Genomic DNA, 15,099 nt, shown 5'->3' with positions numbered 1-15,099 from the left:
TAGAAAAACTTTCCTATACAATTGTGACGCCTGTATTTAATTAATTTGAGTAAACGCTTGGTTTTAATACTCCTACATAAGGAAGATTACGGTACTGCTCTTTATAATCTAATCCATATCCTACAACAAATTCATGCGGTACAGTAAATCCAACATAATCCGCTTTCAAATCTACCTTGCGGCCTGTTGGTTTATCTAATAACGTAACGATTTTTACAGACTTCGCTTTACGATATTTAAATAGGTCTACTAAGTAACTTAGCGTAAGACCGCTATCAATAATATCTTCAACGATTAAAATATCGCGACCTTCTACAGAAGTATCAAGGTCTTTCAAAATTTTCACTTCGCCTGTTGAAACAGTAGAGTGACCGTAACTAGATACAGCCATAAAATCCATTTCAAGATATGTATCTGTTCTCTTTAATAAATCTGCCATGAATGGCATTGCACCCTTTAGTACACCAATCGCAAGAGGTACTGTGTTTTTATAATCCTCTGCAATAATCGCACCTAATTCGAGCACCTTTTCTTGTATTTGCTCTTCAGAAATTAATACTTTTTCGATATCTTGATTCATCATTTCATTATCCTCCCGGAAGACTCCTTGCTTTTGTAGTGAATAATCATATATTTATCCTTCTTTGCTGTCTCTTTCGAGATAGCAAATGCAGATCGCTTCAACAAGGGTAACCAAATAATATTCCCACTTGCATCACAAACGACCGGCCATTCTTCTCTTTTTTCTCTTGGTACTTTTGCTTCGATAAAAATAGCTTTTATCTTTTTCGTGCCATTCATACCTTGTATTGACATGCGATCTCCATTTTCTCTAGACCGAATACGAATTGGATATGATATATCATTATACTTAGCAACAAATACTGTTTCATTCATGTCACTTGGTATATCTTCGCTCACCTCTGTTACAAGTTTATCCCCGTTCGATAGCGTAATTGTCCCGGGCACTGATAAGTCTTGTAAGAAAGGGGAAACAATTTCTTGTTTAAATCCAAAGCTACACTCCTCGTACGCGCGAACAATTTTCAAATCACCTGGGAAATCAAGTGAACCTGAAGGTTGTGTCCGCTTAAAAAACTCAATCACCTTGTCAATATGTATAGAGGAAAGAGAAGATGGAATCTTATATTCATAAAGATAGTTTAATATTAGTTGAATCCCTCTTCTTTGTAAAGGCATAGACATGGATTCAAAGGCAGGAATTGATAAGCTAATTTGTTTATCACTTTTTTTTGTAATTACTTTATTCATTTTCTCAAAAGCTAATTCCTGCAAATACGCCTCATCCTCTTGCATCTGCATGCTAAATTTTTGGAATTTCTCATGCACTTGTGGGTTTTCTTCTTTCAAATGAGGAAGAACATATTTACGTAATCGATTCCTTGTATATACTTCCTTTTTGTTACTTGGATCTATACGAGGAATTATTTTTAGCTCATTACAGTAATTAACAATTTCTTCCTTCGTCACTCCAAGTAACGGCCTAATTAAATACCCATTATGAAAAGGACGCTTCACTGCAATTCCTGCATATCCTTTCGGAGTACTCCCTCGTACAAGACGCATTAAAATCGTCTCTACTTGATCATCACCATGATGTCCAAGGGCTACATATCTCGCATCATATTTCTTCATTATTCTTTCCAAAAATGCATATCTGCATTCTCTAGCAGCAACCTGTGCATTCATCCCGTATTGCTTTTGATATTGCGACACATTAATCCTTATCGTTTCGCAAATAACTCCCAGTCCTTTACAAAGGTCCTGCACAAACTGTAGGTCCTCATGAGATTCATCACCTCTAAACATATGATCCACATGCGCCACTACAATTTCAAACTGTTTTGCTGCTCTTTTTTCTAATAAATAATATAGAAGAGCCAAAGAGTCAGGACCACCAGAAACCCCTACAACAATTGTTGAACGTTCCTTTAATACATCATGTTGCCTTACAAAGTCATCTACCTTTTCAACAAATGTATCTTTCAACTTCGTAATCACCTTTCATTAAACAAGAACAGCAACGTTAGTTACCTTGTTTATAATGGTACAACTTTTACAAACATTGTGCAAAAAAAAGATATACAAAAATTACATTTTTATCTTACATCATCCGTACATATTCACAAAAATAATAACATTATGTTATAAAGCAAAAAAACCTAGGTATTCACCTAGGTTTTTAGAAAGAAAAAGCGATAAAGAAACCTTACACTTCAACTTTATTGTGCCTGCATTCCCACAATTGGAATGGTAGCCCACTTCGGCATATTTTTCTTCACTTTTGCCACTACAATAGTCATATCATCATTTATATAACCATCACCAGAGCGAATTACCTCTTCCATGATGATATCAGCGATTTCTTGCGGATCTTCAGTTTGCAACTCTTTAATTTTACGCTTCATCCATAATTCATGATTCTCCACATGTTGCGCTCCCTCAAAAATCCCATCGCTCATCATAATAAGGATATCGCCTGTTTTTAATTGCTCACCCACTACATCAACTTCAACATCCTCAATTATTCCCATCGGCAAATTACTTGCTTCAATTTTCAAAATATTGTTTGCGCGTTTAACAAAACTCGGCGTTGATCCAATCTTTAAAAACTTCGCACTCGCATCCCGCAAATCTACCATAGCTAAATCTAACGTCGTAAACATCTCTTCTGTTGTTCTTAAAGAAAGAATAGAGTTAATAGACTTAATCGCTATTTCTTCATCAATGCCTGATTGAAGTATTTTTTGTAATAATTTCACTGTTTCTTTACTCTCCATATGAGCTCTTTGCCCATTTCCCATACCATCACTAATCGCAAGAGCATATTTACCAACACTTAAATCCATCATCGCATAAGAATCACCTGAAACAAACCCACCGCCTTTTGCAGCTGTGGCTAAGCCCGTATCAAGAGAATACGTTTTTGCTGAACCAAATGATATTAAGCTGTGGCCATTCGGATAAGAAGATTTTTCTTCATGCTTAACAACGATATTTTCCTTTAGAATATCAGAAAGCATCGGTGCAACTAATTTTTCACACTCTCCGTGTTCATTAGATGCAACTGGAATCAACATTTCAATATCAATACTTCCTCTATCTAAACAATAAATATCAACATGCTCTATTTCTACACCAAAATCACGAAACGCTTGCAGAATCTGTTCTTCCTGTACTTGATGGTTTTCTCGCTCTCTTTGTATCTCCTTAGCAAAATCCTCCATAACTTTTGATACACCCAATAGTTGCTCCGCTACTATTCTACGATTTTCTTTCATTTGTTTTCTTAATTTTTGTCCCTCATAGAAGTGATCTAATTCGCCTGCCACTAAATCCGTCACTTTCTTTCCTCTCACACAATGCTTATCCCATTCACGAACTAACTTCCGATTATGCTGTAACGTCCCCTCTTCTGTTTCACTCATTATTTGTTTCATATAATCGTATGTTTTATCGAAATTAACTACCCAGCATTGGTCCTTTTTAAAGCATGTTTGACATGTTTTTGCAGTAATTGTACTTAAGAACAGATCTGCCTCCGTCTCTTTATCTTCTTCCTCCACGTATCCATATACAGAAAAGCTATTAGATAAAGCAGCAAACACATTAGCAAATTGATTAATTTTATTCGCTGTAACATCACGCATCCTTCTTAAATACTGTTGTTGATCTTGCGAATGCTCCTGTGTGCCTGGCATAAATTTAGCAATACGATCCATAACAAGTTTCGGTGTTAATAAGAAGAAAGCAATCGCCACACCAGATTCGATTAAAGTTGTCACAATGTTTGTTTGCTTGTCTACATATAGCGTAATCAAGCTTGTCCCAATTAATAAACCTAAACTAACACCTATGCGCTTCCCTTCTTTTAACAAACCACCAAGCAATCCAGAAAAAGCAAGCAGACTAAGTTGGGACAAACTGGAGACATTTGCTAAACTTAATATTAACCCAGTGACGACCCCTACTGTAGATCCTGTAGCCGCTCCTGCGATAAACGCAAATACAAGCACTAAATACCTAGTAAAAATATGTTGAATAGAAGCGTCATATACGAACCAATCTGTTGTACCTGTTAAAACAGATGCTAGTAATATAATTAAACAAACAATTTCTTCTGTCTCTAAGGCTTGTTGTTTCCCTTTTCTTTCTACTAAAAGCGGGACACTTTGTAAAAATATCATAGTTAATACGAAGCTAAGCCCGGCCTCAATTGTACTAACAAGTAAATCGTACATGGTGACTGTTTGTTGCGCAAAATATACGACAACTAAATGTGCGGTTAATGCGGAGATAAATACTTGGAATGGAACAAGTCCAACAGTTTTACGTGTAAACCGACTAAAGAAGATATTATAAATGAAGAAAGTAAAAATAGATGCAAAGGTAAAGAATAAATTATCTATCGAAACTGACAGTGCGCCCCCCATTAGGGCCAAGAATGCAAGCGGCATTTTATCCCGCTTCATAACATAAACAGCAGCAAAAAACGGCAGTGCAAACGGTAAAATGTTTGTTAATATATATGCTCGTCCTAAAAGAAAACCAATAACAACAATAATAAATCCCCATCTAAAGAAAACTTGCTCAAACTTCATTCGCAACTTACTCGTCCACTTTACTCCTCCAAGCTGACCTTCATTCATTGCCAATGCACTTGTATTCATAGTATTCCTTCCTGCTTTAGGCATATTTTTAACACCACCTGCATAGTTTAATTACTGTCATTATAAAAGATGATTATTGGGATTTTTGTCAAAACAACAGTTTTCACTTTTATAATCGTTCGACTTTTTATTCGAAATAACTCTACATATATACACAGTATGTATTTTATTTTTAATATTTTAATCGAACATTCAGAAAATATAGGGTGATTTTGTAGAAGTGTTGTATGTCTTAATTTATTTAACAAAAAAAGATCATGCGCATTTGCATGATCTTTTTAGATGACCCGTACGGGATTCGAACCCGTGTTACCGCCGTGAAAGGGCGGTGTCTTAACCACTTGACCAACGGGCCGTTAAATTAAATATAGCGGCGGAGGGGATCGAACCCCCGACCTCACGGGTATGAACCGTACGCTCTAGCCAGCTGAGCTACACCGCCATGTCGTCTTATTTAACGGACAATTAGTATCTTACCTCAGATATAATTTAAAGTCAACACATCTTGAAAACTTTTTTAAAAATATATTTTCACATATAAAAAAGCACCCTGAGCAATCGCCCTGGGCACCTCTCTATATTCTAAGAATTAAACGTTCTTATTATCCGCGACGTGCGCCACGGCCACCACGTTTAGATTCAGTGTTACGCTTTAAAGAAGTTAAACGATCTTCGCTATCCTTTAAGAAACGTGCCATTTTTTGCTCGAATGTTTCTTTTGGAGCGCGGTCGTTACCGCCACCGCGGTTATCTCTGTTGAAAGAACGATTACGTTGTGGACGTCCAGAACGTTGTTGATCACCACCGCGTTGGTATTCACCACGTGGACGATCTCCTTCTGTTTTTTCACGTTCTTTCGCTTTTTTAATAGATAGACCGATCTTACCATCTTTTTCAACGTTAATAACTTTTACTTCTACTTGGTCGCCCACTTTTAAGTGATCGTTAATATCTTTCACATAATTATCAGCAACTTCACTAATATGAACAAGACCCGTTAAGCCTTCTGGCAGCTCCACAAAAGCCCCAAAATTTGTAATACCTGTTACTTTACCCTGTAACTTGCTGCCTACCTCGATTGACATAAAAAAAATGCTCCTCCTTAGTGGTTAAAAAGTCAAATTTTACTTTATTATATATAATCCTAAAATATAGTGTCAATAAGACATACTCTACTTAGAAACAGGAAAAATTATCTCCCCTTTTCCAGAGAAGAAATAATCCCTTCTAGCAATCTTTAATACGTACTCTTCATCATTTAACTTTTGAACTTCGTCTTTTAGACTCTTTTCTTTATTCGTTAATGAATCCAGTTCTTTTTTCATGTCCTTAACTTTTGCTTCTTTTGCTTTAATGGAACTGTTTTGTTGATAAAACGTTACACTAATACTCGCAATAATTGTAAAAGCAAAGACAAGAAAAACCGCTAAACGGCGATAAAGTCGCTTCCTGTTCTCATCCGTTTGTATTATATGCTCTTTAACAGGATTTGGACTCTGTTTTTCGATTGTTCTTTGTCTCAGTTCCCTCATTTCCGAGGTCCCCCTAACTTCTTTTTTATACGCTCCCATAATTGGAAGATATGTCCCTTCAATTTTGCTATATATTGCAGGAACCCTACATGTTTCATTATAAAAAGTTTAACACGATTAGGGAGAAGTTTCCATATGAGCGAAGCAATAAATCGAACAGGCCAGAAAAAAACTTTCCATATGAAAAGTAATATCCAAATCACCATTTTCCATAACACATGTCCAATTGAAAGCAGTATACGAAATAAGAATAATATAAATGCAATAAATAGCTGCGCTATAATAATAACAGGTTTTATCATGAGTAGCTTTATAATTTGAACAAAAAAGTGTGTTGTTTGCACAAAAATATAGATGAGAAAATTTAACAGTCTCATGTATATTGCTTTCAATAAGCTTTGATATGCCGCAAAACCACATAATAATGCTAAAAATACATATATACGTAGTTCAGCTTCATTTACGAGAAGCAATACGTAAAAAACGAATAATGCTTGGACAATCCAAAATAGTATATCATGTATAAATACAAGCCAACGCTTACGTTCTTGACGTTTTAAAAATCGTTGGTATGTATCTAAAGACGCTCCAATCCAAGCACCCATTCCGATCATTGAGAGCATCGTATACAACTGAATTGTTAAACTCATTTAAACAACTTACTAAAGAAGCCTTTAGTTTTCTCCCCTTGATTCTCATCAATATACAGCATCTCATGAACTTTTCCTTTAATCGATACAACACCTTTTTCTACATCTAAATTTTTCATTTGCAAATTTTGACCACGAATTGTTAAAAAGCCCATTACGGTCTCAAGTAAAAACTCTTCACTATCAAAACTCTCTACCTGCTTTACACCGGTAATATCAATTACACGCCTGCCACGCATAATAATATCATGCTCTACAGAAACATTTTGTTGATTAGAAGACATAGGTGAGTAACCATTATTCACGTAAATCCCCCCATACATTTATACTAGCTAATAGTAATGTATGAAAGGATAATCGATTTTAGAACAAGCCTTCTTCAGCCTTTACTTTTTCTTCACGAACTAAGCTATACATATTTGCTGCATCTTCTTTTTTAGTCGTTTCTTTCAATTCGTTTATTTTTACAGTTACTATTTTTTGACCAAAACGAATTGTTAGTTCATCAGCTACTTTCACATCCGAACTCGCTTTTGCCACTTGACCATTAATGGATATTCTTCCTTGATCAGCTACTTCTTTTGCCAATGTTCTTCTTTTAATTAAACGTGATACTTTTAAAAACTTATCTAGACGCATATTAAATCCCCCTATTAACGCTCTGTCTGTTTTGCCTCTTCCCATAAAACATCTAACTGCTCTAATGATAAATCTTGCATCTCTTTATTCATTTCAGCTACCTTTGCTTCCATGTATAAAAAACGACCGACGAATTTCTCATTCGTTGAATGTAACGCCTCTTCTGGATCTATTTTATAATGACGAGCTATATTAACAAATGCAAATAGTAAATCGCCAAATTCACTTAACATCTTCGCCTCATCCATGTTTGTAACTTCTTGTTGGAACTCTTGCCATTCTTCTAAAGCTTTCTCTATCATCGGTTGTACATCAACCCAATCAAAACCAACCTTGCCAGCTTTTTTCTGGATTTCATAAGCACGTAGTAACTGTGGCAAACTTTTTGGAACTCCATCTAAAACAGATTCTTTCACGAATCCTTTTTCTTGTTTTTTAATTTCTTCCCAATTGGCAATTACTTCATCGGCATTATCTACATCTGTATTCCCAAATACATGCGGGTGGCGACGAACCATTTTCTCAGATAAAGTTCGAATAATATCATCTATAGAGAACCAACCTTCATCTTCTCCGATTTGGGCATGCAGCATAACTTGTAATAAGATATCACCCAGTTCTTCTACTAAGTGATCATCATCCTCTTCATCAATTGCTTCCAATACTTCATAAGCTTCCTCAATTAAATACTTCTTTAAAGATTGATGTGTTTGCTTTTTATCCCACGGGCAACCATTCGGTCCACGCAGGTCTGCAATAATTTCTCTAAGCACATCAAACTGTTGATACAAGGACGCACGTTCCTGAACTGGTGGTACATACACACTCGTTAAGTTATTCAACTCCGTTTCATGATCTAACATGTACAACGGTACCTTTTTAACTTGTTCAAATGAAGTTCCCGCAGCTGTTACGATATACACTTCATAATCATCTGGCAGCATCTCCATTAATGTTAATTTCACATCAGATGCAACGAATGCGTCATATACTTGGCAAAAGATTAAATGTTGACGTAATTCTAATTGTCCTCTTTCAAATGATGTGGCGTCAATTAATTGAAATCCTTCAATCGGATCAATCTTTAGACTGGCAAACATAGGATCAAGGAAACTTTGTCCACCTTCAATTCGCACCTCAATATTCGCTACTTCACCTTTTTCCAACAGTAGCTGAACCGTTCTTTCCGCTACAAGCGGATGCCCTGGAACAGCATAGATGATTTCTGTGCCTTCAGCTTTTTCTATCAATGTATTCGCAATTGTTTCATATACAATTTCAAATGTATCATGCGCTTCATATACATTGTCAAAGGCAGTATATTGTATACCTTCTTTCTCCAACTCTTCTATAACGGGATGTTCCTTCGTTCTAACAAACATGTGATCTGCTTCTTTTATTTTTCGATATACACCCATCGTTAACTGATCTAATTCACCAGCACCTAATCCTAAAATAGTAATGATTCCACTCACAACCTGCCACCTCTATCCACTCTTCTTCAATGAACCTTCTTTTTTCTCTTTTTTCATAACCGTTCCTATTTCCGCTTTCGTAAATACACGTAATTTTAAAATTAAAAACATATATGCCAATCCGCCGATGGCTACACCTAACAACGCCTCAAATGTTGCAACACCTCTATGACTTGTATCCATTACTAATCCAGACATTTGCAATACACGCATAAACATTATTAATACAAATCCCATACTGAAACCACTAATAACTATACCTAACATATTCCGTTTATCGATAAGCGATTCCGATACAGCCCGCATAAGTAACATACTATTTAATACGGAAATTACAATTAATGCAACTAAAGTTGCAATTGCGGCTCCCTTCGCACCGAAATACGGCATTAATATATAGTTTAAAACTAGCTTCAAACAACCTCCAAATACAACAAATATTGCTGGTTTTAATGTTTGTCCTAACCCTTGCAAAATAGAAGCGGTTGTAATTGACAATGAACTAAATAAAATAGATAAAGATAAAATGGATAAAACATCTGACCCATCACTGTTTTCAAACAACATAATATTCGTAGGCTGGATAATACAAGTTAATCCAATAGCCGCTGCAAATCCGATAACAAACGTTATTTTCATTGCTAACCTTACCTTTTCTCGAATAAAGGTAAGATCTCCTCTTTCCTTCGCTGCCGTAATAATTGGAATAAGCGACAACGAGAAAGAAGTTGTCACGACAGTACCTAATTGCATAAGCGGGATACTTCTGTCATAAACACCTTTTAACACTTTTGCACTTTCAGCCGGCTCTCCTGCTCCAATAAGTAAAGAATAGAAAGAAACAGAATCAGCCATTTGTATAAAAATAAGCACTAAGTTACTAACACAAATCGCTAACCCCTGCCAAAACAGGATTTTAATAATCTTCTTTTTCCCTTTAATCCTCTTTACACTTTTGAAGAATATAGAACGAAAGTCATGACGCATATAAAGTATAAGTACGATAATCCCAATCAGTCCACCTGCGATTGAACCTAGCATAGCACCTGCACCAACTGTATATAAATCAAATTCGTGAGCAATTAGGAATAGGGATAAAAATACAATAATAGAAACACGAATCGTTTGCTCTATCACTTGCGACACAGCTGTTGGCACCATATTATTGAACCCCTGGAAATATCCTCTTGCTACAGATAAAAACGGCATCAATATGAATGAAAAGGAAATAACACGTAATAGCTTATCTAAGTGTATATCGCCCATGGCTGTCGCAATTACTTCGGCACCAAAGAACAATGTAAAAAATCCTATGAAACCAATTCCTAATAAAAACCAAAAAGATACACAAATAATTTCTTCTGCTTCTTGTTTTTTCCCTCGTTCTAATCGTTCCGCAACCATTTTTGAAATTATAATGGGGAACCCATAAGTAGCTAAAATTAAACAAAATCCATAAAACGGATATATTTGTTGGTAAATATAAAAACCAATATCACCCGCTATATTTTGATATGGAATACGGTAAAAAGCGCTTAATACCTTTGTAACAAAACTTGCGATTGTTAATATAATAGCCCCACGCCAAAAGGCTTGATACTTCTTCGATTCCATACAAGAAAACTCCTTTTTCTATTCTCACCCCTCGTATTATATCATAAAGAAAAGGACAAGCTTACTCACCTACACAAGTAAGAATACGTTCGTGCAACGCTAGAAATATTCAATGAAAAAAGGTAGCAAAGCGCTACCTTCATTCAATATACATATATCTCCAAATAATTGATTTCTCAAGAAGAAATATCATAATTAGGAAAGATTGCTACTTCTAAAATTACACACCTTTACTGTTCCATTTGTTTCGCTAAGAAACTGGCAGCAGTATTGACCGCTTTGTGCTCTATTTCGCTTATAATCGCTTCTTTTGAAAAAATAATGACAGCCCCAATTGGGTCTCCATTTGCAACAATCGGTCCAACTGTATAAGAATGAACCTTTTCTGTTACACCATCAATAATGGAAACATCACTTTCGTCCGTCATAATAACAGACTTTCTTTCTTCCATCGTTTTTTCAATTAAATCGCCAACGCTTTTATTTAAGTATTCTTTTTTTGATACGCCTGATACTGCGATAATAGAATCTCGATCGCATACAAGCACATTATGTCCTAAGCTATCATATAAAGCCTCTGCATATTCTTTTGCAAAATCACCTAGTTCGCTAATTGGAGAATATTTCTTTAAAATTACTTCTCCATCGCGATCAACAAATATTTCTAATGGGTCCCCTTCTCGAATACGTAAAGTTCTACGAATTTCCTTTGGGATTACTACCCTACCTAAATCATCAATTCGACGTACGATTCCAGTTGCTTTCATTCTAATGCTGCCTCACTTTCTACTGATGATGAAAGTGGTGAATTTACCTGTTCATGTAAAAATCACCAACTGTTAGACATAGTATTTTACACATTAGTTCTTCTATGCACGCCGAATTGTATTTTTTTATCTTATATTAGGCATTTATGACTTCTTTTTTTACATCTGGCAAGCCTTTTAATAAATTTTCAGCAATTGTTAACCACTTCGATGTCTCTAAGCCATTTGTTTTCATGACGATTTTCAATTGTGATCCTTCCATTCCTAAACCGATCATACGTCCAAAACTATTTCCGAGCATGAATAATTTTCCACCATCAATATTTTGACTCGCTTGTTCTGAGAACAGAATTGTTACTTCAAATTTATTTTGCTTAATTAATTCAATTTGTTCTTTCATTGCCAATACTTTAATATTTGCAATTTGTAATAAGTAACCAACTTCTTGCGGGTAATCACCAAATCTATCTATCATCTCTTCCTGCAACTCTTCAATATCTTCAATCGCAGAAACACCTCTAAATTGTTTATACATCATAATTTTTTGTTTACTATCCGAAATATAAGCATCTGGTAAATATGCATCTACTTCTAAATCAATTTCAACATTAACTGTATTTTCAACTCCGTCTGTTCCTCTACGCTGTTCAATTGCGTCTTTTAACATTTGAGAATATAAATCAAATCCGACAGAATCAATAAATCCATGTTGTTCAGCTCCTAACAAGTTACCTGCACCACGAATTGATAAATCTCGCATCGCAATTTTGAAACCAGACCCAAGCTCTGTGAACTCCTTAATGGCTTGCAGACGCTTCTCCGCAACTTCTGATAACACTTTATCTCGTTTGTATGCAAAGTAAGCATATGCAACACGATTAGAACGTCCAACACGCCCACGAAGCTGATACAACTGCGATAATCCCATACGATCTGCATCAAATACAATTAATGTATTTACATTCGGAATATCTACACCTGTCTCAATAATCGTTGTACTTACAAGAACATCATGCTGCCCTTCTAAAAACGATAGCATAACAGACTCTAATTCACTTTCGTTCATTTTCCCATGTGCATAAGTGACACGTGCATCTGGAACTAACATCGAAATTTCATCTGCTTTTCGTTCGATATCCTCCACACGATTATATAGGAAGTAAACTTGCCCACCTCTTGCAAGCTCGCGTTCTATCGCCTCTCGCATTAACGCTGGATTATACTCAACTACATATGTTTGAACTGGGAAACGATTTTCCGGCGGCGTCTCAATAACAGATAAATCACGTACACCAAGCATAGACATATGAAGCGTACGCGGGATCGGGGTTGCCGTTAATGTTAATACGTCAACATTTGCTTTTAATTGTTTAATTTTTTCTTTATGTGTTACGCCAAATCTTTGTTCTTCATCAATAATAAGAAGACCTAAATCTTTATAAGTAACATCTTTAGATAAAATACGATGCGTTCCGATTACAATATCTACCGTGCCATCTTTTAAACCTTTAATTGTTTCATTTTGCTGCTTTCTCGTACGGAATCTACTTAATAATCCTATATTGATTGGATAATCTTGAAAACGCTCTCGAATTGTTTCATAGTGTTGTTGTGCAAGGATCGTTGTCGGCACTAAAATTGCAACTTGTTTTTCATCCATAATTGCTTTAAACGCCGCACGAATAGCTACTTCCGTCTTTCCATATCCTACATCACCACAAAGAAGCCTATCCATCGGACGTCCGCGTTCCATATCCTTTTTAATCTCTTCAATAGAACGTAATTGATCCTCTGTCTCTTGATACGGGAAAGAAGACTCAAATTCTTGTTGTTCTGCCGTATCTGGTGTATATGCATAACCCTTTGAAGCTTCGCGCTCAGCATAGAGTTTAATGAGGTCATCCGCAATGTCTTGTACAGATTTTTCAACTTTTGTTTTGACCTTTTTCCAATCGTTTCCGCCCAATTTATAAACTTTCGGATCCTTACCTTCAGATCCTACATATTTTTGCACTTGGTCAATTTGTTCAATTGGAACGTATAACTTATCATTACCTTGATATTTAATATTCAAATAATCTTTATGAACACCGTTAATCTCTAATGTCTCAATACCTAAGAATTTACCTATACCATGATTTACATGAACTACATAATCCCCAACTTTTAATTCCGAATAACTTTTAATGCGTTCAGCATTCGATAACTTTTGCTTACGTTGTGATTTTTTAACTTTCTTATGAAAAAGCTCTTTTTCAGTAATGACAACAAGCTTTTGCATCGGCATTTCAAACCCTGCATGTAAATCACCTACAGCAATTTGTAACCTTCCAGGCAATAATATATCTGTGCCCTCTACAATATCTGCATCAATATCATAATCACTTAAAATATGTTGTAGTTTTTTCACACGCTCATCATCTGTACCTAGCACAACGGTCGTAAAATGCCCTTCGTTCCATCTATCAATTTCAGTTTTCAACAACTGCATCTGCCCATGGAAATCTTGCATTGTTTTACATGTCACATTCACAATGTTTTGCGGATGTGTATGCGCTATATGACGTAAGAATAACGTTAAATATACAAAACTTCTTTTTTTATGATGAAGAAATTCTTCAAACGAATGAGAGAAAGATAAATCTTGAATAATTGTTCCCTCACCAAGAAGGGATATATACCATTCCGCCTCTTCTGATTCAAGATGAGATGCTGTTTCTTGAATACGTGAAATTTCATCTAAAATCACAACACCATCTTCTGGTAAATAATCTATCAGACTAGCAGGTTCGTTATAGAAAATAGATAAATATTTAAACATCTGTTCTATACTTTGCCCGTTTTTTAACATCTCAATTTCATGACTGACCGTCTCAAGCACTGTAGTCTTCAACTTATCATCGGAAAGTTTTTGCATCGTCTTAGTCAGACCTTCTTCAAGATGCTTTATTCCCGATTTCAATTCTTCCTGTGAAAATAGAAACTCTGTTGCTGGACCGAATCTAACACTTTCTTTTTTATCTTGAGAGCGCTGTTCATCCACATCAAATAATCGAATAGAATCAACTTCTGTATCGAAAAATTCAATACGAAATGGTAGCTCCTCAGTTAGTGGATAAATATCTAATATTCCCCCGCGCAAACTAAATTCTCCAGGAGCTTCTACCATAGACTTACGCTCATAGCCAATATGATGTAAAGTATGCAAAAATGTATCTAAATCAATCTCTTGCCCTAGACTGATTTCGATTTGCCTTTGCTTCCACAACTCTTTCATTGGTAAAAATCTGCGTAGTCCTGCAACTGGTGCTACAATAATCCCGTGCTCTCCTGCAGCTAAGCGATTTAACACTTCAATACGTTGTGCCTTCAATTCTGGGCTTGCAACACCAAGTTCTGATGCTATCAATTCATTTACTGGATATAGCCATACATCTTTTTCACCAAGTAACGCCACTAAATCTTCATGTACTTTTTGTGCTTGATATAAATTATGCGTCACAATAAGTTGTGATTTTTTTGTTTTTTTATATAAGGCCGCCATTAATAACGAACGAGAAGATGTTGCCATACCTGATACAAGTTGCTCTTTTAAACCATCTTCTAGTCCATTAATGACCGATTGGATCTCTTCATTTTTATAAAACTGCTCTAATAAACCTATCATTTTCAAAACCCCTCTCAACATAAAGAGCAAGCCACTATATTTTATGCAAATATTTTGGAAAAAG

At 35.7% G+C, this 15,099-nt stretch carries 12 protein-coding genes and 2 tRNA genes; all 14 read right to left on the bottom strand.

Features of this window, described 5'->3' with window-relative positions; all coding sequences use genetic code 11:
- Nucleotides 1-40: 40 nt before the first annotated feature.
- The 14 genes from hpt to mfd all read right to left on the bottom strand — a co-directional run bounded on the left by hpt (nucleotide 41) and on the right by mfd (nucleotide 15,035).
- Complete coding sequence (gene hpt, locus AC0L0O_RS29475; RefSeq protein WP_000981838.1) at nucleotides 41-583, bottom strand: hypoxanthine phosphoribosyltransferase; 543 nt, start codon at nucleotides 581-583, stop codon at nucleotides 41-43.
- Nucleotides 580-2,010 (bottom strand): tRNA lysidine(34) synthetase TilS, encoded by a 1,431-nt coding sequence (tilS, locus tag AC0L0O_RS29470; protein ID WP_000655473.1) that lies wholly within the window; start codon nucleotides 2,008-2,010, stop codon nucleotides 580-582. Before tilS ends, hpt begins: the two co-directional genes overlap by 4 nt.
- Before the next feature lie 233 nt (nucleotides 2,011-2,243).
- Nucleotides 2,244-4,715, bottom strand: a complete 2,472-nt coding sequence (gene spoIIE, locus AC0L0O_RS29465) for a stage II sporulation protein E (protein ID WP_001123531.1) — start codon at nucleotides 4,713-4,715, stop codon at nucleotides 2,244-2,246.
- Between the two features lie 259 nt (nucleotides 4,716-4,974).
- Nucleotides 4,975-5,046 (bottom strand) — tRNA-Glu (locus AC0L0O_RS29460).
- A 13-nt stretch (nucleotides 5,047-5,059) separates the two neighbouring features.
- Nucleotides 5,060-5,133: transfer RNA gene (locus AC0L0O_RS29455), tRNA-Met, on the bottom strand.
- 160 nt (nucleotides 5,134-5,293) lie between these two features.
- Entirely contained in the window at nucleotides 5,294-5,776 is a 483-nt protein-coding gene (locus AC0L0O_RS29450; protein ID WP_000021452.1) for a S1 domain-containing RNA-binding protein, read from the bottom strand.
- A gap of 87 nt (nucleotides 5,777-5,863) precedes the next feature.
- Nucleotides 5,864-6,223, bottom strand: a complete 360-nt coding sequence (gene divIC, locus AC0L0O_RS29445) for a cell division protein DivIC (protein WP_001208736.1) — start codon at nucleotides 6,221-6,223, stop codon at nucleotides 5,864-5,866.
- Entirely contained in the window at nucleotides 6,220-6,873 is a 654-nt protein-coding gene (gene yabQ, locus AC0L0O_RS29440; protein WP_000059767.1) for a spore cortex biosynthesis protein YabQ, read from the bottom strand. The genes divIC and yabQ overlap by 4 nt, the downstream gene beginning before the upstream one ends.
- A complete protein-coding gene (gene yabP, locus AC0L0O_RS29435; protein ID WP_001059101.1) occupies nucleotides 6,870-7,178 on the bottom strand; it encodes a sporulation protein YabP in 309 nt (102 codons plus the stop codon). The genes yabQ and yabP overlap by 4 nt, the downstream gene beginning before the upstream one ends.
- 58 nt (nucleotides 7,179-7,236) lie before the next feature.
- Nucleotides 7,237-7,512: an RNA-binding S4 domain-containing protein gene (locus tag AC0L0O_RS29430; protein WP_001234876.1), complete on the bottom strand. Its 276-nt coding sequence runs from the start codon at nucleotides 7,510-7,512 to the stop codon at nucleotides 7,237-7,239.
- A gap of 14 nt (nucleotides 7,513-7,526) precedes the next feature.
- Entirely contained in the window at nucleotides 7,527-8,987 is a 1,461-nt protein-coding gene (gene yabN / locus AC0L0O_RS29425; RefSeq protein WP_000014253.1) for a bifunctional methyltransferase/pyrophosphohydrolase YabN, read from the bottom strand.
- 12 nt (nucleotides 8,988-8,999) lie between these two features.
- Entirely contained in the window at nucleotides 9,000-10,601 is a 1,602-nt protein-coding gene (locus AC0L0O_RS29420) for a putative polysaccharide biosynthesis protein (protein WP_000444144.1), read from the bottom strand.
- 230 nt (nucleotides 10,602-10,831) lie between these two features.
- Nucleotides 10,832-11,368 (bottom strand): stage V sporulation protein T, encoded by a 537-nt coding sequence (gene spoVT, locus AC0L0O_RS29415; protein ID WP_000648307.1) that lies wholly within the window; start codon nucleotides 11,366-11,368, stop codon nucleotides 10,832-10,834.
- A gap of 136 nt (nucleotides 11,369-11,504) precedes the next feature.
- Nucleotides 11,505-15,035, bottom strand: coding sequence for a transcription-repair coupling factor (gene mfd / locus AC0L0O_RS29410; RefSeq protein WP_000579715.1), 3,531 nt, complete (start codon nucleotides 15,033-15,035; stop codon nucleotides 11,505-11,507).
- Nucleotides 15,036-15,099: the final 64 nt, after the last annotated feature.

The organism is Bacillus sp. GS3m_15504, from assembly GCF_055825275.1.
The sequence above is the reverse complement of the archived record's forward strand: the minus strand, read 5'-3'. Positions and strand labels throughout refer to the sequence as shown.

Bases quoted from the DNA above. Each gene is read 5' to 3' on its own strand.
- AC0L0O_RS29430 (WP_001234876.1), bottom strand. From the start codon at position 7,512: ATGCGTCTAGATAAGTTTTTAAAAGTATCACGTTTAATTAAAAGAAGA.
- hpt (WP_000981838.1), bottom strand. From the start codon at position 583: ATGATGAATCAAGATATCGAAAAAGTATTAATTTCTGAAGAGCAAATA.
- divIC (WP_001208736.1), bottom strand. From the start codon at position 6,223: ATGAGGGAACTGAGACAAAGAACAATCGAAAAACAGAGTCCAAATCCT.
- mfd (WP_000579715.1), bottom strand. From the start codon at position 15,035: ATGATAGGTTTATTAGAGCAGTTTTATAAAAATGAAGAGATCCAATCG.
- spoIIE (WP_001123531.1), bottom strand. From the start codon at position 4,715: ATGCCTAAAGCAGGAAGGAATACTATGAATACAAGTGCATTGGCAATG.
- yabQ (WP_000059767.1), bottom strand. From the start codon at position 6,873: ATGAGTTTAACAATTCAGTTGTATACGATGCTCTCAATGATCGGAATG.
- spoVT (WP_000648307.1), bottom strand. From the start codon at position 11,368: ATGAAAGCAACTGGAATCGTACGTCGAATTGATGATTTAGGTAGGGTA.
- AC0L0O_RS29450 (WP_000021452.1), bottom strand. From the start codon at position 5,776: ATGTCAATCGAGGTAGGCAGCAAGTTACAGGGTAAAGTAACAGGTATT.
- AC0L0O_RS29420 (WP_000444144.1), bottom strand. From the start codon at position 10,601: ATGGAATCGAAGAAGTATCAAGCCTTTTGGCGTGGGGCTATTATATTA.